Here is a 17,285-nt window from a genome sequence, read left to right on the forward strand (position 1 = left end):
TCGACTTCCGACTTTACCGCCTTACCACGAGCACGCCGTTGCGATGCACGGCATACGAACCGGGCTTCTCCCCCCGTTCGGCTTGGAACAGGATGACCGGCTCGCCTTCGACGTCCTGCAGTTCGACCGTTTTCTTGCCGCGGGGCAGATAGAAGTCGAAGGTGGCGTCGGCGGACGAGCGCACGGTGTGCAGCACGTCGGCATTGCCTTGCGATGGGGTCGCGGATGGGGTCGCAAGATATGCGCCGACCAGCTTCGTCAGGTCGGCCACATCTAGGTCGCAGCCGACGAAATACGCTTCGCCGGAACCGTACGGATTGCGGGTGATCGCGGCCGTGCCGTCGAGATCCCATTCGTCCGCTTCCTCGCCGGAGTAAGCGGCGAGTACTTGCGTGTGTTCGCCGGTGACGTTTACGTCGTTCTGCCACAGGCGAGTCGTGGCGCCATCCAATGCGGCACCGTCCAATGCGGCACCGTCCAATGCGGAAGCCGTGGAATCGTCGGTGGCCGCCAGCCGGATCTCGCTTGGCTCGCCTTCGGCTTCGGCGCCGAGGATGTTGAATTCCTCGCCACGGATGCCCAGCATGTCACGCAGCAAACCGTCGCCGGCACCCGGGTATCCACCGAGCCAGGTGTGGAAGTGCTCATCGATCAGACCGGTCGCGTAGCCGACCACCACGCGTCCTCCGGCGGCGGCGAAATCGGCCAGCCGCTGGGTGTCGGCGGCGCTCAGAATCAGCACGGTCGGCAGCACGACGGTCTTGTACTCGCTCCAGTCGTAGGCGAGCGGCACGATGTCGGCGCGCGAGCCGGCGTTCAGGAACGCGCGGTACCAGTCGCGCACGTCGTGCCAATGGTTGAGCTTCATGCTCGGCAGGGTTTGGGAACGGGTGGCCCATTCCGATTCGGCGCTGAAGAGGATCGCCGTATCGGAGCGCGCCAATTCGCTGCCTTGCACGCCTGCATCGGCGAGCGTCTTCAGCGACGCGCCCAGTTCGCACACTTGGCGGAACAGTTTCGTGTCCTCGCCGGCATGCGGAACCATGGCCGAGTGGAACGATTCGGCGCCGAACGCGGACGCGCGCCACTGGAAGAAGTTGATGGCGTCGGCGCCCATGGCCACGTGGGCCAGAGAGTCGCGCACGGTCTCGCCTTTACGCTTACGGGTGTTAAGCGGCTTCCACTGCACCGCCGAGGTGGAGTGTTCCATGACGTACCACGGCTTGCCGAGCGCGAGCGAATCCATGAGCGCATCGGAGCATGCCAGCTCGTCGAGGTGGGATTCGCCTTCGTGGAAGTAGTGGTCGTTGGACACGAAGTTCACTTCGTTGGCCCAGGCGGCGTAGTCCATGCAGCACTGGTCGGTGGAGACCATGAAGTTCGTGGTGAACGGCTTGTCGGGGCAGATTTCGGCGATCGCGTCACGTTCGGCCTTGTAGAAGTCGAGGAGCATGTCGTTGCCGAATCGCTCGAAGTCGAGTTTCTGTCCGGGATTGACCATGGAGTCGGCGCCCATGAACCGCGGAACGAGCACTTCGTCGAAGTCGTTCATCTCCTGACCCCAGAAGGTGGTGCCCCACGCCTGGTTGAGCGCGTCGATGGTGCCATACTTGCGGCGGCACCATGCGCGGAAGGCCTCAAGCGCGTTGTCGGAGTAGTCCTCGCGGTTGTTCCAACCGTATTCGTTGCCCATGTGCCATGCGGTCACGTACGGATTGCTGCCGTAGCGTTCGGCGAGTTTGCGGCATAGGGTCAGCGCGTATTCCTTGAACACCGGGCTGGTCGGACTCCAAGACTGGCGAGATCCGGCGTTGACCTGATGGCCGTACTTGTCGCGCGGCAGCACTTCGGGGTGCTTTTCGTACAGCCACAGCGGCGCGGTGGCCGTTGCGGAGGCCAGATCGGTGGCGATGCCGGCTTTGCCGAGTTTTTCTATGATGCGGTCGAGCCAGCCGAAATTCCAACGATCCTCGGTGGGTTGGATGCGGTCCCAGCTGAAGATGGCGAGGGCCACGGTGTTGACGCCGGCCTGCTTCATCAGGCGGATGTCGTCGTCCCAGACGTCCTCGGACCATTGGTCGGGATTGTAGTCGCCGCCGAAGGCGATGCCACGGCCGTCCGCGGTCAGCAGTTTCGGCCATTCGAAGTTGCGTCGCATGCTCTCCTCTTTCCCTGTGAACTTCCTGTTTGTGGAAGAGACAGTCCAATCATTCCTTAACTGCACCTGCGGCAAGGCCGGACTGCCAGTACTTCTGCAGGCACAGGAACGCGATCACCAACGGGATGATTGTGACCAGCGAGCCCGTGATCACGAGGTTCTGGATCGCCTGTCCGCCGGCAGTGGACGCCTGGTCCTTCCACTGGTTCAAGCCGATCGTGAGCGGATACCAGTTCGAGTCCTTCAGCATGATCAACGGCAGGAAGTAGTTGTTCCACGTCGCCACGATAGAGAACAGCGCCGTAGTCACGATACCCGGTGCAAGCAAAGGCAAGGATACCTGGAAGAACGTACGCATCTCGCCCGCGCCGTCCACGCGCGCGGCCTCGAGCAGCTCGGTCGGCACGGCCTGCTCCGAGAAGATCCACATCAAGTACAGGCCGAACGTGGACACCAGGGACGGGATGATCATCGCCCACGGCGTGTTCGTGAGGTTCAGTTTCGCGAACAGCAGGAACTGCGGGACCGCCAGCGCGATGCCCGGCACGCTGATCGCGCCGATGATGACCACGAACACGGCCTTGCGGCCAGGGAAACGGAACTTCGCGAGCCCATACCCGCCCAGGATCGCGAGCAGGGTCGCGCCACCAGCTCCCACGACCACGTACAGGATGGTGTTCAGCAGCCAGCGTCCGAAAATGCCCCCGTCATACGTGAACACGGTCTTGATGTTGTCCCACAGGGCGAACGTGTGGCCGAAGCCCAGGCCGAACGTGGACGTGAAGTCCGCCTGCGTCTTGGTCGCGTTGATCAGAAGATACACGAACGGGAACAGGCAGTACACGGCGAACAGCGCGCACACCAGCGTCAGCAGTTTGCTGCGCCTCGGGTTCGACACGTTCGCGAACCCGGATTTCGCGGCGCGTTTGCGTTCCGCGGCCTCGTCTTTGGCAACCCTCCTAGCACGTTCCTTCTCGGCCTTGCGCACCGCCCTGTCGTGCTCACGCTCGTTGTTGCTGCTCATAGTCTTTTGCTCCTTACCGGAAGAACCTTTCGTCTTCCCCTTGCGTCCACCGGACGCCATCGCCCGGGAAACGCGGTCCCGAGGGACCTCACTTCATTTGTTCCTTCATGCTGTTGATCTGCACCACGTACGCGATCGCCATCGTGATCACCGCCATCGTGATCGCCAACGCGGCCGCATAGTTCGACTGGTTGCCCGCGAAGGACAGGTTGTACGCGTACATGTTCGGCGTGTAGTACGTGCTGATCGCGTTGCCCGGCACCATGTTCTGCATGATGCTCGGCTCGTTGAACAGCTGGAACGAACCAATGATTGAGAAGATCACCGTAATCGCGAGCGATCCCTTGAGCTCGGGCAGCTTGATGGACTTGATGATCTGCCACTCCGAGGCGCCGTCAATCGATGCGGCCTCGTACAGCGAATGCGGGATCGTGGACAGTGAGCTGTAGAAAATCAGCATGTTGTAGCCCGTGAACTCCCATGTCACGATGTTGCCGATCGACGCGAGCAGCACCTTCGGCGAGAGCATGTCCAGGTGCGCGCCGAAGAAATCGTTGAACGAGCCCACCAGACCGTATTTCGCGCCATACATGAACCCCCAGATCAGGGTCGACACGACTGCGGGTACCGCGTATGGCAGGAACGTCGAAATACGGAAGAACTTCGTGCCGTGCAGTTTCATGGAGTCCAATGCCAAAGCCATCGCCGCGGCGAGGAACAACATAATCGGCACCTGTACCACGGTGAACAGAGCGACCCTGCCGACCGCGCTCCAGAACTGCTGGTCATGGAACAGACGCACATAATTCGCGAATCCCACGAACTGAGTGCCACCGATCATCTTTTTCTGGAAGAAGCTGATGTACACCGCGTACATGATCGGGATGATGAACACGAATACGAACACCAGGGCGAACGGCCACATGAATTTCCATCCGCGCCAGTCCGCGTGATGCTTATTCACACGCACCTGGTCGGCCGGCGTGTGCAACGGCACCGCCACACTTGCTGCTTGAGTCATGGTTGCTCTTCTTTCTTCACACGATTGTCTTCATATGGATTACGAACATGCCAAGGCGGGAATCCGTCCGAGGCGCGCCCCCGCCTTGGCATGTTCCTCGATGCTCGCCAATCGCCGTCTGCAGACGTATCAACTGCCATGCCGGCTGTTGGCGCAAACGATGCGCTATCTTCGATCAGCTCTTGTTGGTGACGGTGTAACCCTGCTGGGTACCGTGATCGGCAAGCGCCTTGGCATAGTTGGCAAAGGCTTCCTTGAGCGTGATGCTCTTGCTATAGGCCTTGGAAATCTGATCGCCGAAGCTGGACTGCGCGAACGGGTTGTACGGCAGGTAGGCGAACTTGGAGACCTTGCGCTGGGCTGCTTCAGACAAAACCTGATTGACATTCTGACCACCGAAGTAGTCGTTGACCTTCTTGTTGGCTTCAGAGTTCGGGTCAGTGAAGCTCTTGGAGGTCAGGATGCTCTTAAGGCTCGGGAAGGTGCCGGTATCGGCCATGGTCTGCGCGCCCTTGCCGTGAGTCAGGTATTCGACGAACTTGTAGGCCGCGGCCTGCTGCTTGGACTGGCTGACCACCGCGAGCGCGGAGCCACCGTCTTCAGCAGAGGCTTCGTCGCCCTCGTTCCACTGCGGAAGCTGAGCCACACGCCAGTTGCCAGCCTGATCCGGTGCGCCGTTCATGAGGTTGACCGGCATCCAGCCGCCGATGGTAAGGGAAGCGATGGTGCCATCGTTGAGCTCACGGTTCCAATCGTCGGACCAATTGGCGGTCTTGGTGTCGATGAGGTCTTCATCGATGAGCTTCTGCTGGAAATCGATGTACTTCTTCATACCGGCATCGTTGGTCATGTCAATAGTGATCTTCTCGCCGTCGACTTTCCACGGCTGGGCGCCGGCCTGCCAAGCCTGCGCGGTGAAGGGCTGGTATTCCATGGAGGAGCCGGAGTTGTTGGTCATGTAGGAACCGACGGCCTTGACCTTCTTGGCGGCCTCATAGTAGTCGTTCCAAGTCTTAATCTTGGTACCGTCGACGCCGGCCTTCTTGAAGACCGCGTCGTTGTAGAAGAACATTTCAGGGCCGGAATCAATCGGCAGCGCATACGGCTTGCTGTTGTACTGCAGCTTGTTCCACGGGCCTGCGGAGAAGTCGTCGGCGAGTTTGTCGGCGCCGAACTGGCTCAGGTCGGCGAGGTCACCGGTGACAGCAAACTGGGTGACGGTCGGATCCTCAAGCATCACCACGTCCGGAGCGCCCTTGCCTGCAGCGATGGCGTTGCTCAATGCGGTCTGGGTGTCGGAGGCGGTACCAGTGTTATTGAATTTCACGGTAATGCCGGGGTTGACCTTCTGGAAGTCCTTGATCAGGTTGGTCATGGTGTGGCCGGTATCCCAGCCCCAGAACACGAGCTCGGCCTTGTTGGCATCTCCTGTGCTGCCTTTGCTGGCATTGTCGGATCCGCCTCCGCAAGCCGCCAGGCCGATGAGGGTCGCAGCTGCGGTCAATGCCGCGAGAGCCTTCTGTGTGGTGCGCATGTTTCCTCCTTCAGATGCCGACCGGCTTCGAAACGTTGGCAGGATGTGTTCATCCGCTCGGACGCTCCTTGCCTGAGCCGCCGGGCAGACACCTTTCCTGACTGTTTTTCCCGGCTTCCAGACTTTCCTTGTCTGGGCTTTCTCAAGCTTCCTCCCTCTTCTGATACACCGGTGTATCATCGGCTAGTAACCACCAACGTCATTCCTAGCGTTTCCCGGCGTTCATTGAGTTCGGCCGCCTTCGTCGGCCTTTACTTTTTACTGGTACAGCCGTGTACCAGTACTCTTTATGATACACGGCTGTACCAATGTGTCAAATCACCACGCGAAAATGCCACTACTGAATCGCTTAATACGTTGAATAAGCCGGCGTTTCCTGATACCCCCGTCGTCGACCGTTACCCTGCACGGTCATATCGCGATTTCCCCAAGTGGAATGTGGATAAGTCGGTGTATTACGGAGGATTGATATTTCGTCGAATTCCCCAGTATCGGTTGGGATTAGAGAATATGCGAAAGTCCCCGGATAAAAAACGGCGGCTTCCAAGAAAATAACTCTTGGAAGCCGCCGAAATGTTTACTTAAATCTATTTGTTTGAGCCGCGCCGCGAATCGCAGACCAAGCTATAGGTCACGGACTACAGGCTCAGGAATAGCTCGTGGATGCGGGTGTCGTCGGTGAGTTCGGGGTGGAACGCGGTGGCGAGGATCTTGCCCTGGCGCAGGCCGACCACATTGCCGTCCACCGACGTCTCGACGGTGGCGGAGGGGCCGACCTCGGCCACGAACGGTCCGCGGATGAAGACGAGCGGGAAGTCCTTCAGCACGACGTCGGACGCGCCATCCTGCGGAACGTGTTCGCCCGGCGCGACTACGACGGCGGAATCGCCGGAAGCCGAGCCGAAATCGGCGGTGGCGGCGAACGAACCAAGCTGCCGTCCGTACGCATTGCGGCGCACGACGGCGTCGAGCGCGCCGAAGTAGACGTTGTCGTCGTTGTCGAGTTTACGGGCCAGCAGAATCATGCCGGCGCAGGTGCCGAACACCGGCTTGCCATCGGCGATATGCTTTGCGATCGGATCGAACAGGCCGGTCGAGCGCAGCAGCTTGCCTTGCGTGGTGCTTTCGCCGCCGGGCAGGATGACCCGGTCGATCGAATCGTCGAAATCCTCGGCGGCACGCAGCAGCTTCCACGGCGCGCCAAGACGGTCGAGCATGGCCGCATGTTCGGCGAATGCGCCCTGCACCGCCAGGATGCCGGTCACGCCATGCTTGGCGGATTCCGCGTCTTCGGATTCTTCTTTGGAGATGTATTCGACTGCTACAACCATTGCCGTTCCTGTGTTCTAAAGGTTTCGTCGATCGATTTCGCCGAGTCCGGTCACTCGCCGCGCGCCGCCATGATGGTCTGGATCTCGTCCTCGTTGATGCCGACCATGGCCTCGCCGAGGTTTTCGGACAGACGTGCGAGCAGGTCGGCGTCCTGCCAGTTGGCAGTGGCCTGCACGATGGCGGCGGCGCGCTTGGCCGGGTCGCCGGACTTGAAGATGCCGGAGCCGACGAACACACCTTCGGCGCCGAGTTCCATCATGAGGGCCGCGTCGGCCGGGGTGGCCACGCCGCCGGCGGCGAAGTTGACGACGGGCAGGCGGCCGTTGTCGTGCACGTACTTGGCGAGGTCGTACGGCACGGCCAGCTGCTTGGCGGCCTCGTACACCTCGTCGTCGCGCAGGGAGACGAGCTCGCGGATCTGCTTGTTCATGGTGCGCATGTGGCGCACGGCCTGGATGACGTCGCCGGTGCCCGGCTCGCCCTTGGTGCGGATCATGGAGGCGCCTTCGGCGATGCGGCGCAGGGCCTCGCCCAGATTCTTGGCGCCGCACACGAACGGCACGTCGAACTGGTTCTTGTCGATGTGGTACACGTCGTCGGCGGGGCTCAGCACTTCGGATTCGTCGATGTAGTCGATGTCGATGGCCTGCAGGATGCGGGCTTCGGCGATGTGACCGATGCGCACCTTGGCCATGACCGGGATGGACACGGCCTCCTGGATGCCCTTGATCATGGCCGGGTCGCTCATGCGGGAGACGCCGCCGGCGGCACGGATGTCGGCCGGGATACGTTCGAGCGCCATCACCGCGCACGCGCCCGCGTCCTGCGCGATCTTCGCCTGCTCCGGGGTGGTGACGTCCATGATCACGCCGCCCTTGAGCATCTGCGCCAGATTCTTGTTCAGTTCGTTCCTGTTGTTGGCCATCGCCAGCCTTTCGTCGAAGGATTTGCCTTTGACACAGATACTAACGATTTTCCATTACGATTTCACGCGAACTGAATATTACGAGACGTCAAGAAGTTGGTTTTACTAAAATTGCACGCCCATTTTCAGCATTGTTTCATTTTCCTGCGATTTCGATTCCGTCGACATTCCTCCGATTTCGCCCGCTTTTCTTGCACCGTACGCGACCGGCGCTTTCGATTCGTCCGCTTTTCCACCCCATCGCACGCGATATAGAAAACGCGAATGACGTTCGGTTTTCATACGACCACATTGCGGACGTGCGTGTCGTACAGGAAAGCATACGGAACGCGCGTCCGTCGGTTCACATGCGTATGACGTGGTCCGCGACGCGCATGGTGGAGTCGCGGTGCGATACGAGCAGTACCGCGCTCCCCTGCCTCGCCAAAGTGTCGATCGACTGCAGGATCACGGATTCGTTGTAGGCGTCGAGACGGCTCGTCGGCTCGTCGAACAGCACTAGGGAGGCATTGCGCAGGAAGATGCGCGCCAGGCCGATGCGCTGCCTCTCGCCTTCCGAAAGCCGGCCACCGAGCTCTCCGACGGGGGTGTCAAGCCCCTGAGGAAGCGAATCGACCAAATCAAGTGCGGAAGCCTTGGCGAGGGCGGCGCGCAGCACGTCGTCGCTGGCTGGCGGAGCGGACGAATCGTCCACATCGCACGCCATCAGCAGATTCTCGCGGATCGTGCCGTCGAACAGATACGTCTCCTGCCCCATCATCGTCTGCAGGCGACGGCGATGATGCGCGTCGACCTGTGGCAGCGGCACTTCGGACAGCGTGACCAGCCCCGAATCCGGATCCCAGTAGCGCATGAGCAGCTTCAGCAACGTCGATTTGCCGCGTCCGGACGGCCCTTGAATGCCGAGGATGCCGTGCTGCGGAACGTCAAGCGAAACGCCGTCGAGAATCGGCTCGGAAGCGGAAGCATCGCCGGAATCCCCGTATCCGAACATGACGTCATGCATGGACATGCCATGATATTTCGGTAAGAAATCGCCATTTTCCGCTACAGCGGGCACCTCGTCCATCAAAGCGAACAGGCGGCGCGCGGAGGCGAAGGTCTGCGTGAGGTTGGCCGGCAGCGCGCTCAAGGCGAGCGTCGGGCCGAACGAGCTGGCCAGTAGCACGAATGCCGCGACGAGACCCGGCGCGGAGGCGGATATGGTCCATTGCGCGGAGGCCATCATGCCGTCGGCTACAAGAGGCGCGGCCGCTCCGGAGGTGACGATGGCGAGCAGCGCCGCAATCGCGGTGAACAGGATGACCAGAATCGCGCCAAAGCCTGCGAAATCGCCGTTTTTGGCACTGAGCCGCGCCCGTCGCGTCCACAGCGAGCGGGTACGTGCCACGATGCCGGCAAGTCGCGCGAAACCTTGGCCGAAGCGGATGACCTCGTCCAGACCGCGCATGTTGTCGAGCATCTCGTCGTCGAGGCGTGCGGATTCCTTACGGATGCCGGAGCCAAGCCCGCCCACGGCCTTGGCGAAGAGTTTCGGCAGCACGATGCCGATGACCAGATGCGCGACCAGCAGTTCGATGGCGATGGCGGGGTTCAGTGTGAGCAGCGCGATCGTGTAGACGATCGTGGTCACGATAGCGATGACGACCGGCGAGATGGTGTGCGCGAAGAAGATCTCCAACAGTTCGACGTCGGTGGTGACTAGCGCGATCAGGTCGCCCTTGCCTTTGCCGGACAGTTTGGCGGGCGCGAGACGGCGCAGCGCGGCGAATGTCTTCGACCGGAACAGCGCGAGCAGCCGGAAGGCCACGTTGTGGTTCATGTACTGCTCGGCGTAGCGCATGCCACCTCGGATGAGCGCGCAGACGATCATGGCCGTGATTGCCACAGGAACGTTGAGATTCCAGACTTTGTGGCCGGCGGCTGCGAACAGGGCGGCCACGCCGAAGACCGGCAGGAAGGTGGCTGCGAGATGCCCGGTGACACCGCACGCGCAGGCGATCGCCATGTACTTGCGCAGGGGGCCGACCTCGCGCAACAGCCGGGCGATGACTTGGGATACAGGCATGGCGGGATCGGTGGAATTGATGGGATTGACGGAATTGGTGGAATTGGCAGGATTGGCAGGATTGGCAGAGCCGGTGAAACCGGCGGAATCCGAGGCATGCGAGACCTGGGACGCGTGGGTTTCACGCTGGGTTTCACGACGGTCCTCATCATGCCCATCATTATGGCTCCCATGACCTTCGTGGGACGTGCAATCCAGACGGGACACGCTGGACATCCCCCGGCGACCCACCCGCTCCACGTTCTCCTGCGCACGGAACAGCTTGGCGTACGTGCCGTCCACGGCCATAAGCTCATCGTGCGCGCCCTGCTCCACGACGGAACCCCTATCAAACACGATCACATGGTCCGCGTCGGCCGCGTTCGCCATGCGGTGTGTGACCATCAGCACGGTCTTCCCTTCATCGGCGAGCGCGCGGATCGTCCGTAGGATCAAGGTTTCGCTTTCCACGTCGACGCTGCTGGTGGCCTCGTCGAAAATGTAGACGGCCGACCGGCGCAGCAGCACGCGGGCGATCGCGATGCGCTGCTGCTGCCCTCCGGACAGGTTGCTCCCGTCCTGCATGATCCGCATATCAAGTTCTTGCGATTGCGCATGCACGAAACCGTCGATATGCGCAGCTTCCAGCGCCTGCCACAATTCGTCGTCGGTCGCGTCGGTGCGTGCCATGAGCAGGTTGTCGCGTAGGGTTCCGGCGAACAGGTGGCTGTGCGCGGAGACGATGGAGATTTCGCGGGTGAGGGATGATGCGGTGAGGTCGCGGATATGGAAGCGGGCTGGCTGGGCGTCGTCAGAGGATTGTCCGCGAAGATTCAGGTTTCCTTCGTATCCGGTCAGGGTTCCGGCAAGCAGGCGGACGGCCGTGGATTTACCGGAACCGGAGGGGCCGACGATGGCCGTGACCCGGCCGGGACGTGCCTGGAATGACACGTCGCGCAGCGCGTATCGTGCGCCGGCGGTGCGGTCAGAGCGATCGGAGTGACCGGAGTGGCCAGGGTCCGCATCGGAGTCGACGACGTTTGTACCCTGTCGTTCGGAAGGTGGTTGGGAGGATATGCGTCGGACCTGCGGCGCTCCGGACGCGGTTTTCGCAGTGTCCGTGCTGTCGGCAGCCGCATCATCCGCCGCCGTGTCCGCATACCGATACGAGACGTCGTCGAATTCCACGCCGACGCCCAGGCCGGAAGCCCCGTATTCCGGTAGTTCTTCGCTGCCATGTTCCGGTTCGGGCGCGTCCAGCAGCGCGAAGATGCGCTTCGTGGACGTCATGCCGTTCATCGCGACGTGGAAATACGAGCCGAGCTGTCGCAGCGGAATGAAGAAATCGGCGGACAGCAGAATCGTCAGCACCACCGCGGCGAGCGGCGCCAGATTCAGCGGAATCAGGCCGAACAGCATGCCGGACGGTTTCATCGCACCGGTCGTGAACCGCCATATCGCGACGGCGATGCCGGCCGCGGCACCACCGTACGCGACCGCGTCCATCGCCGTAAGCGAGCGCAGCTGGATCTGCAGCACGTTCATGGTCGTCACACGGAACTGCTCGGCCTTCTCGTCCATGACGTGCGCGGCGCGGGCGTCGGCGTCGAAGGTCTTCAATGTTTCCAGGCCCTGCAGGTCGTCAAGGAACGCGGAGCCCATGTCCGTGTATTTGCCCCAGTATTTTTTGAACACGCGGGAGGCTCGCATGGCCACCATGCCGACGATGAGCACGATGAGCGGCGCGCAGACGAGCAGCGTCGCCGCGGTGGGCAGGTCGACCGGCGCGAGCACCACGAACAGCGTGACGGGTGCGAGGATGGCGTAGAACAGTTGCGGCAGGAACAGTTCGAAGAAGCTTTGGATCTGTTCGATGCCTTCGCCCGCGGATTGCACCACGTCGGCGGTGCGCACGCGTTGCGCGTAGGACGGGCCGAGCGCAAGCATCTTGTCGAACAGCTTCTCACGCAGGGCGAGTTTGACGCGTTCGGCGGCTTCGGTGCCGAAGCGCGCGGCGGCGCGAGTTGCGGCGAATCGCACGATCGCGGCCGCCACGGCGACCGTCAGGCACATTGCGGCGGCCGGACGGACGGGCGCGAACAATGGTTGCAGCATGCGTACCATCGCCACGACGAAGGCGATGTTGGCCACCAGGCCCAACCATTGGCAGACGACCTTCGCCGCAATCAGCCGGCCGATGCCGTCAGCCAGGGAAAACAGCCTTTTGTCGAACATTCCATCCCTTTCATCGTGATTGGATTGACCGCGGCCGAAGCACGTCCGTGCGATCGTTTCGACGCATCGTTTCCAGCGTATCGGGCGAGCAGACGAAAGACAACGGCGTTGCGGCGAATCGCGGATAGCGGCGGAATCGCGGCACAGGCTGAAGGCAACGGCGAAAAATAAGTGGCTGAATGTTCGCCGTTGAGCAAACAGCCTTGACGCAAGGGGTAAGAGTTGCGTCAGTGCCGAGTGTACACGGGAAACGCCGGCGCCCGCAACATCATCTCGACTTGTTTTGCCTGATTTTCCGCCGTTTCCAGCCCCGGTCGCACCCTGTTTCCCATGCGGTCGGCGACGCGTCCGGCAGCCACGTCAAACCTTTTTCCGAACAGGTACAACCATGCACCAGAATCCATCGGATTTGACGGTTACACCCGATTTGTCATTTCATACAAACCCCTCGGAATATTTCTTGTCGTTTCTTACAATGCGGACTTACGTCACCGTAACTTAGGATGTGCGAGGCACGTGACGGCAACGCGGAGCGAAGCGGCGCGCAATCGTCACCAATCGCAGCAATCGCAAGAAAAGAGAACACTTCATGCTCACCGAGTACACGACCCCGGGCGAATCCGTCGAGGTACGCGACGACGAATCGATCTATTCACTGCTCACCGAGCGCATCGCGCGCACCGGCGAGGACACCGTTATCGCGGAACGCAAGACCGCTCCCGGACAGTGGGCCGAGGTGACGACCGGCGAATTCCACAGGAACGTGGTCTCCGCGGCCAAAGGTCTCATCGCGTTCGGCATCGGCAAGGGCGACGCCGTCACCATCTTCTCCTCCACCCACTACGAGTGGGGCGTGCTCGACTTCGCGCTGGCCGCGATCGGAGCGGTCAACGTGCCGATCTACGACACCGATTCGGCGGCGCAGGCCGAGCGCATCCTCAACGATTCCAGCGTGAAGCTCGCCATCGCCGATGACCGTGTACGCTTCGACCGTCTCGATTCCGTGATCGACCATTGCCCGTCCCTCAAGCACATCCTGATGCTCGACTCCAATGCCATGGGCGCGTTGGAGGGCCTCGGCGTCACCGTGTCCGACGAGGAGCTTCAGGCGCGCATCGCGTCGGTACGAGCCGACGACCTGGCCACCATCGTGTACACGTCCGGCTCCACGGGCGCTCCGAAGGGCGCCGAACTGTCGCACCGCAACTTCGTGTCGGTCACGCGCGCCGCAAGCCTGGCGCTGCATCAGATGATCACCGACGACCATCCGCGTCTGCTGCTGTTCCTGCCGCTCGCCCACTGCTTCGCGCGTTTCATCCAGTACGCGTCGATCGCCTCCGACGACGGCGTGGTCGGCTATCTGCCGGACACCAAGACGCTGCTGCCGGACGTGCGCTCCTTCGAACCGACGTACCTGCTGGGCGTGCCGCGCGTGTTCGAGAAGGTCTACAACGCGGCCTCCCGCAAGGCGGGCATGGGCTGGAAGGGACGTCTGTTCTACAAGGCCGCCGATGCGGCGCGCGAATGGTCGCGCATGGAGCAGGCCGGAGAGAAGCCGACGGTGAAGCAGACCGCCCAGCATCTGTCGTATGAGGCTTCCGTATACCGCACCGTACGCGGCGCGCTCGGTCCGAAAATCCGCTTCGTGGCGTGCGGCGGCGCTCCGCTCGACGTGTCGCTCGCGCATTTCTTCAACGGCATCGGCCTACCGATGATCCAGGGCTACGGCATGACGGAGACGGCGGCGCCGTTCGCCGCCACCCGCGCCGACGACAATGTGATCGGCACCGTCGGCCAGCCTGCGCCGGGATCGTCCGTGCGCATCGCGGACGACGGCGAGCTGCAGGTCAAGGGACCGAACGTGTTCGTGGGCTACCATAATCTGCCGGAAAAGACGGCGGAGGTGTTCACCGAGGACGGTTGGCTCAGGACCGGCGATCTGGCTTCGATTGACGACGAGGGCCGCATCACGATCACGGGACGCAAGAAGGACATCATCATCACCGCCGGCGGCAAGAACGTCTCCCCGATTCCGATGGAGCAGGAGATTGCGAAGTGCCCGATTGTGGAGCACGCCGTGGTGGTGGGCGACAACCGTCCGTTCATCGGCGCGCTGATCACGCTCGATCCGGAGGGATTGGAGGCATGGCTGCCTTCCGTGGGACTGTCCGCGGACACGCCGCTCGACCGCGTGGCGACCACCGCCGCGGTGCACGACGAAATCCAGAAGTACGTCGACAAGGCGAACGCGACGGTGTCGCGCGCCGAATCCGTACGCAAGTTCGTGGTGCTCGACACGCAGTTCACGCAGGAGAACAAGTGCCTGACGCCTTCCCTGAAGGTGGTGCGCCCGGCCGTGAACCGCGTGTTCGCCGACGTGATCGACCAGCAGCTGTACGCAGGCAAGCGCTGATCATCCCATCCGGCTGTACGCTTCGAAATCCACCCAGCCTAAATACGCAAACTGAATACACGAAGGGCCGGCACCGAGAATATTTCGGTGCCGGCCCTTCGTCATGCCCTAGTGCGCGCGATCAGCGCGCCGCCGCATCAGTGGCGGTTGTTGAGACGGTGGTACATCTCGCTGATCTCCAGTTCCTTCTCGAACTGGCGGGCGTTGGTGTTCTCGTCGATGACGGCGAGTTCCACACCGGCGATGCGGGCGAAGTCCTCCCAAGCCTCACGACCGACAGAGGTGGTCATGCAGGTGTGGTGGGAGCCGCCGGCGGTGAGCCAGCACTGCACGGCGGTCTTCAGGTCCGGCTTCGGCTTCCACACGGCGCGTGCGCACGGCAGGCTCTTCAGGGAGCCCTGCGGCTCGACGACGGTGACCTCGTCCATGAGCAGGCGGAAGCGTTCACGTTCGTCGGCCATGGAGACCACGACGGCGTCGGTCGGCTTGCCGGAGAACACCAGGCGGACCGGGTCGGACTTGCCGCCGATGCCCAGCGGATAGATGGCCAGCTTCGGCTTCTCGATGGTGCCGATGGCCGGGGAGACCTCCAGCATGTGGGAGCCCATGTCGAGCTCGTTGCCCGGCACGAAGTTGTAGGAATAGTCCTCCATCAGGGAGGCGCCACCCTCAAGGCCGTAGCCCATCACGGCACCGATGCGCACCAGCACGGAGGTCTTCCAGTCGCCTTCGGCGGAGAAGCCCCAGCCGTACTCGGACGGGAAGCGCTGCGGGCCGACGCCCGGCAACTGCGGCAGAGCGCCCAGGTCCTCGAAGTTGTCGACGCCGGCGGTGCAGCCGTTCTCGCGCATCATGTTGACCATGGCCGCTTCCTCCTTAGCCGCGATGAACAGCTCATCGTAGCGGGAGTCGAGCAGCTCGGGGGCCACGTCGTACTTGGCCTTGTAGTCCTCGATGATGTCCTTGACCTGATCGTCCTTGACCTTGTCGTATGCGGCGACGAGCTCGTTGACGGCCCAGGTGTTGATGGAGGCGCCGAACACGCGCTCAGCCTCGGTCTTGTCGCCTTCGGTGACGGCGACGTTGCGCATGTTGTCGCCCCAACGCATGACCTTCATGTTCTGGGAGGCGTCCCAGCCGGCGCAGGCGCGTGCCCAGGTGCCGACCTTCTCGGCGACTTCCGGATCGGTGTAGTGGCCGACGACGATCTTGCGCGGGATGCCCAGGCGGGAGACGATGTAGCCGAACTCACGGTCGCCGTGTGCGGCCTGGTTCAGGTTCATGAAGTCCATGTCGATGGTCTCCCACGGAATCTCCTTGTGGTGCTGGGTGGCCAGCTGCAGCAGCGGCTTGGTCAGCACTTCGAGGCCGCGGATCCACATCTTGGCCGGGGAGAAGGTATGGCACCAGGTGATCACGCCGATGACGTTCGGGTTGGCGGAGGCTTCGGTCATGAAGGCCTTGACGCCGTCGGAGGACTTCAGGGTCGGCTTGAGCACGATCTTGGCAGGAATCTTGCCGGTGTTGTTCAGGAAGTCGACGATCTCGCCGGTCTGCTGGGCCACCTGGCGCAGCGCCTCCTCGCCGTACAGGTCCTGGGAACCGACGCCGAACCAGATTTCCTTGCCCTCAAATGGGTTTTCCATTGCCATGTTGATTGTTCCTTACTTCGTTACTTCGTTGTTGGATTTGTCAAGTTTTCGATTATTGCGATCGTGATTATTGCGATCGTGCACCGTCCGGTGGGGTCCGGATGTGCTGTCCGCGACACGCTCCGGGCCGCTCAGGCCAAGTCTTTACGGTCTTAAACAGCACATCCGGACCCCACCTGGCTGGGTGCAAAACGACGCTTTTTCGGTTTTCCGCTACGTCAGTGTTGGCCGTAGACGTTCTGATAACGATTGTTCAGACTATCGATGTCATCCTGGGAAATCGGGATGATGTCGCCGAGCTGCTTGGCGGCCCACATGGTGTGCGCCACCTCTTCGGTCATGGCGGCGGCCTTGACGGCGGCCTCCGCGTCCTTGCCGATGGTGAACGGGCCATGGTTCTGCATGAGCACGGCCGGGGACTTCGGATACTTCTTCAGGGTTTCGACCACGCCTTCGCCGATGGCTTCGGAGCCGATGAGACGGAACGGACCGACCGGCACCGGGCCGCCGAACTCGTCGCCCATCATGGTCAGGCCGCACGGGATGTTCTGGCCGGTGGCCGCCCAGGCGGTGGCGTAGGTGGAGTGGGTGTGCACCACACCGTACACGTCGGGCATGTGGCGGTAGATGTAGGCGTGGGATGCGGTGTCGGAGCTGGGGGCTTCGGCGCCGTCGACCACGTTGCCGTCGAGGTCGCACACGACCATGGAGCTCGGGGTGAGGTATTCGTAGCGCAGGCCGGAGGGCTTGATGACCATCAGGTCGGCGGTGTGCAGGCGCTGCGAGACGTTGCCCGCGGTCCATACCACCAGGTTCCACTTGATGAGCTGCTCGTGCAGGGTGGCGACGACCTCGCGCACCTGCTTGACTTCGGCTCGTACTTCCGGACCGTAATCAGCCAACGTTGCCATATTGTGTTCCTTTCGTCAGGCTTGCTGTTGTTG

Annotated in this window: 11 protein-coding genes; 1 reads left to right on the plus strand and 10 read right to left on the minus strand. The window is 62.0% G+C overall.

Features of this window, described 5'->3' with window-relative positions:
* Nucleotides 1-13: 13 nt before the first annotated feature.
* The 8 genes from AC1ATL_RS09230 to AC1ATL_RS09265 all read right to left on the minus strand — a co-directional run bounded on the left by AC1ATL_RS09230 (nt 14) and on the right by AC1ATL_RS09265 (nt 12,276).
* Nucleotides 14-2,158, minus strand: coding sequence for a beta-galactosidase (locus AC1ATL_RS09230; protein WP_476570013.1), 2,145 nt, complete (start codon nt 2,156-2,158; stop codon nt 14-16).
* A 49-nt stretch (nt 2,159-2,207) separates the two neighbouring features.
* Nucleotides 2,208-3,182, minus strand: coding sequence for a carbohydrate ABC transporter permease (locus AC1ATL_RS09235; RefSeq protein WP_432624132.1), 975 nt, complete (start codon nt 3,180-3,182; stop codon nt 2,208-2,210).
* 88 nt (nt 3,183-3,270) lie between these two features.
* On the minus strand, nt 3,271-4,203 hold the full coding sequence (locus AC1ATL_RS09240; protein WP_432624131.1) for a carbohydrate ABC transporter permease: 933 nt from the start codon (nt 4,201-4,203) through the stop codon (nt 3,271-3,273).
* 175 nt (nt 4,204-4,378) lie between these two features.
* Nucleotides 4,379-5,737, minus strand: a complete 1,359-nt coding sequence (locus AC1ATL_RS09245; protein ID WP_432624130.1) for an ABC transporter substrate-binding protein — start codon at nt 5,735-5,737, stop codon at nt 4,379-4,381.
* A 638-nt stretch (nt 5,738-6,375) separates the two neighbouring features.
* Nucleotides 6,376-7,068, minus strand: a complete 693-nt coding sequence (gene pdxT, locus AC1ATL_RS09250) for a pyridoxal 5'-phosphate synthase glutaminase subunit PdxT (protein WP_476570014.1) — start codon at nt 7,066-7,068, stop codon at nt 6,376-6,378.
* Between the two features lie 50 nt (nt 7,069-7,118).
* On the minus strand, nt 7,119-7,994 hold the full coding sequence (gene pdxS / locus AC1ATL_RS09255) for a pyridoxal 5'-phosphate synthase lyase subunit PdxS (RefSeq protein ID WP_298046922.1): 876 nt from the start codon (nt 7,992-7,994) through the stop codon (nt 7,119-7,121).
* Between the two features lie 105 nt (nt 7,995-8,099).
* Complete coding sequence (locus AC1ATL_RS09260) at nt 8,100-8,276, minus strand: hypothetical protein (RefSeq protein ID WP_476570015.1); 177 nt, start codon at nt 8,274-8,276, stop codon at nt 8,100-8,102.
* A 61-nt stretch (nt 8,277-8,337) separates the two neighbouring features.
* Nucleotides 8,338-12,276, minus strand: coding sequence for a thiol reductant ABC exporter subunit CydD/CydC (locus tag AC1ATL_RS09265; protein ID WP_476570016.1), 3,939 nt, complete (start codon nt 12,274-12,276; stop codon nt 8,338-8,340).
* Between the two features lie 589 nt (nt 12,277-12,865).
* On the opposite strand from AC1ATL_RS09265, the gene AC1ATL_RS09270 reads away from it, so the two are divergent.
* The gene (locus tag AC1ATL_RS09270; protein ID WP_476570017.1) at nt 12,866-14,689 is read left to right on the plus strand and encodes an AMP-dependent synthetase/ligase; all 1,824 of its coding nucleotides are present in this window, start codon (nt 12,866-12,868) and stop codon (nt 14,687-14,689) included.
* A gap of 137 nt (nt 14,690-14,826) precedes the next feature.
* Here the strand turns inward: AC1ATL_RS09270 and araA are convergent, their stop codons facing one another.
* A complete protein-coding gene (araA, locus tag AC1ATL_RS09275) occupies nt 14,827-16,341 on the minus strand; it encodes an L-arabinose isomerase (RefSeq protein ID WP_432624127.1) in 1,515 nt (504 codons plus the stop codon).
* A gap of 218 nt (nt 16,342-16,559) precedes the next feature.
* Complete coding sequence (locus tag AC1ATL_RS09280) at nt 16,560-17,252, minus strand: L-ribulose-5-phosphate 4-epimerase (RefSeq protein WP_476570018.1); 693 nt, start codon at nt 17,250-17,252, stop codon at nt 16,560-16,562.
* Nucleotides 17,253-17,285: the final 33 nt, after the last annotated feature.

This window comes from Bifidobacterium sp. LH_743 (assembly GCF_056355775.1).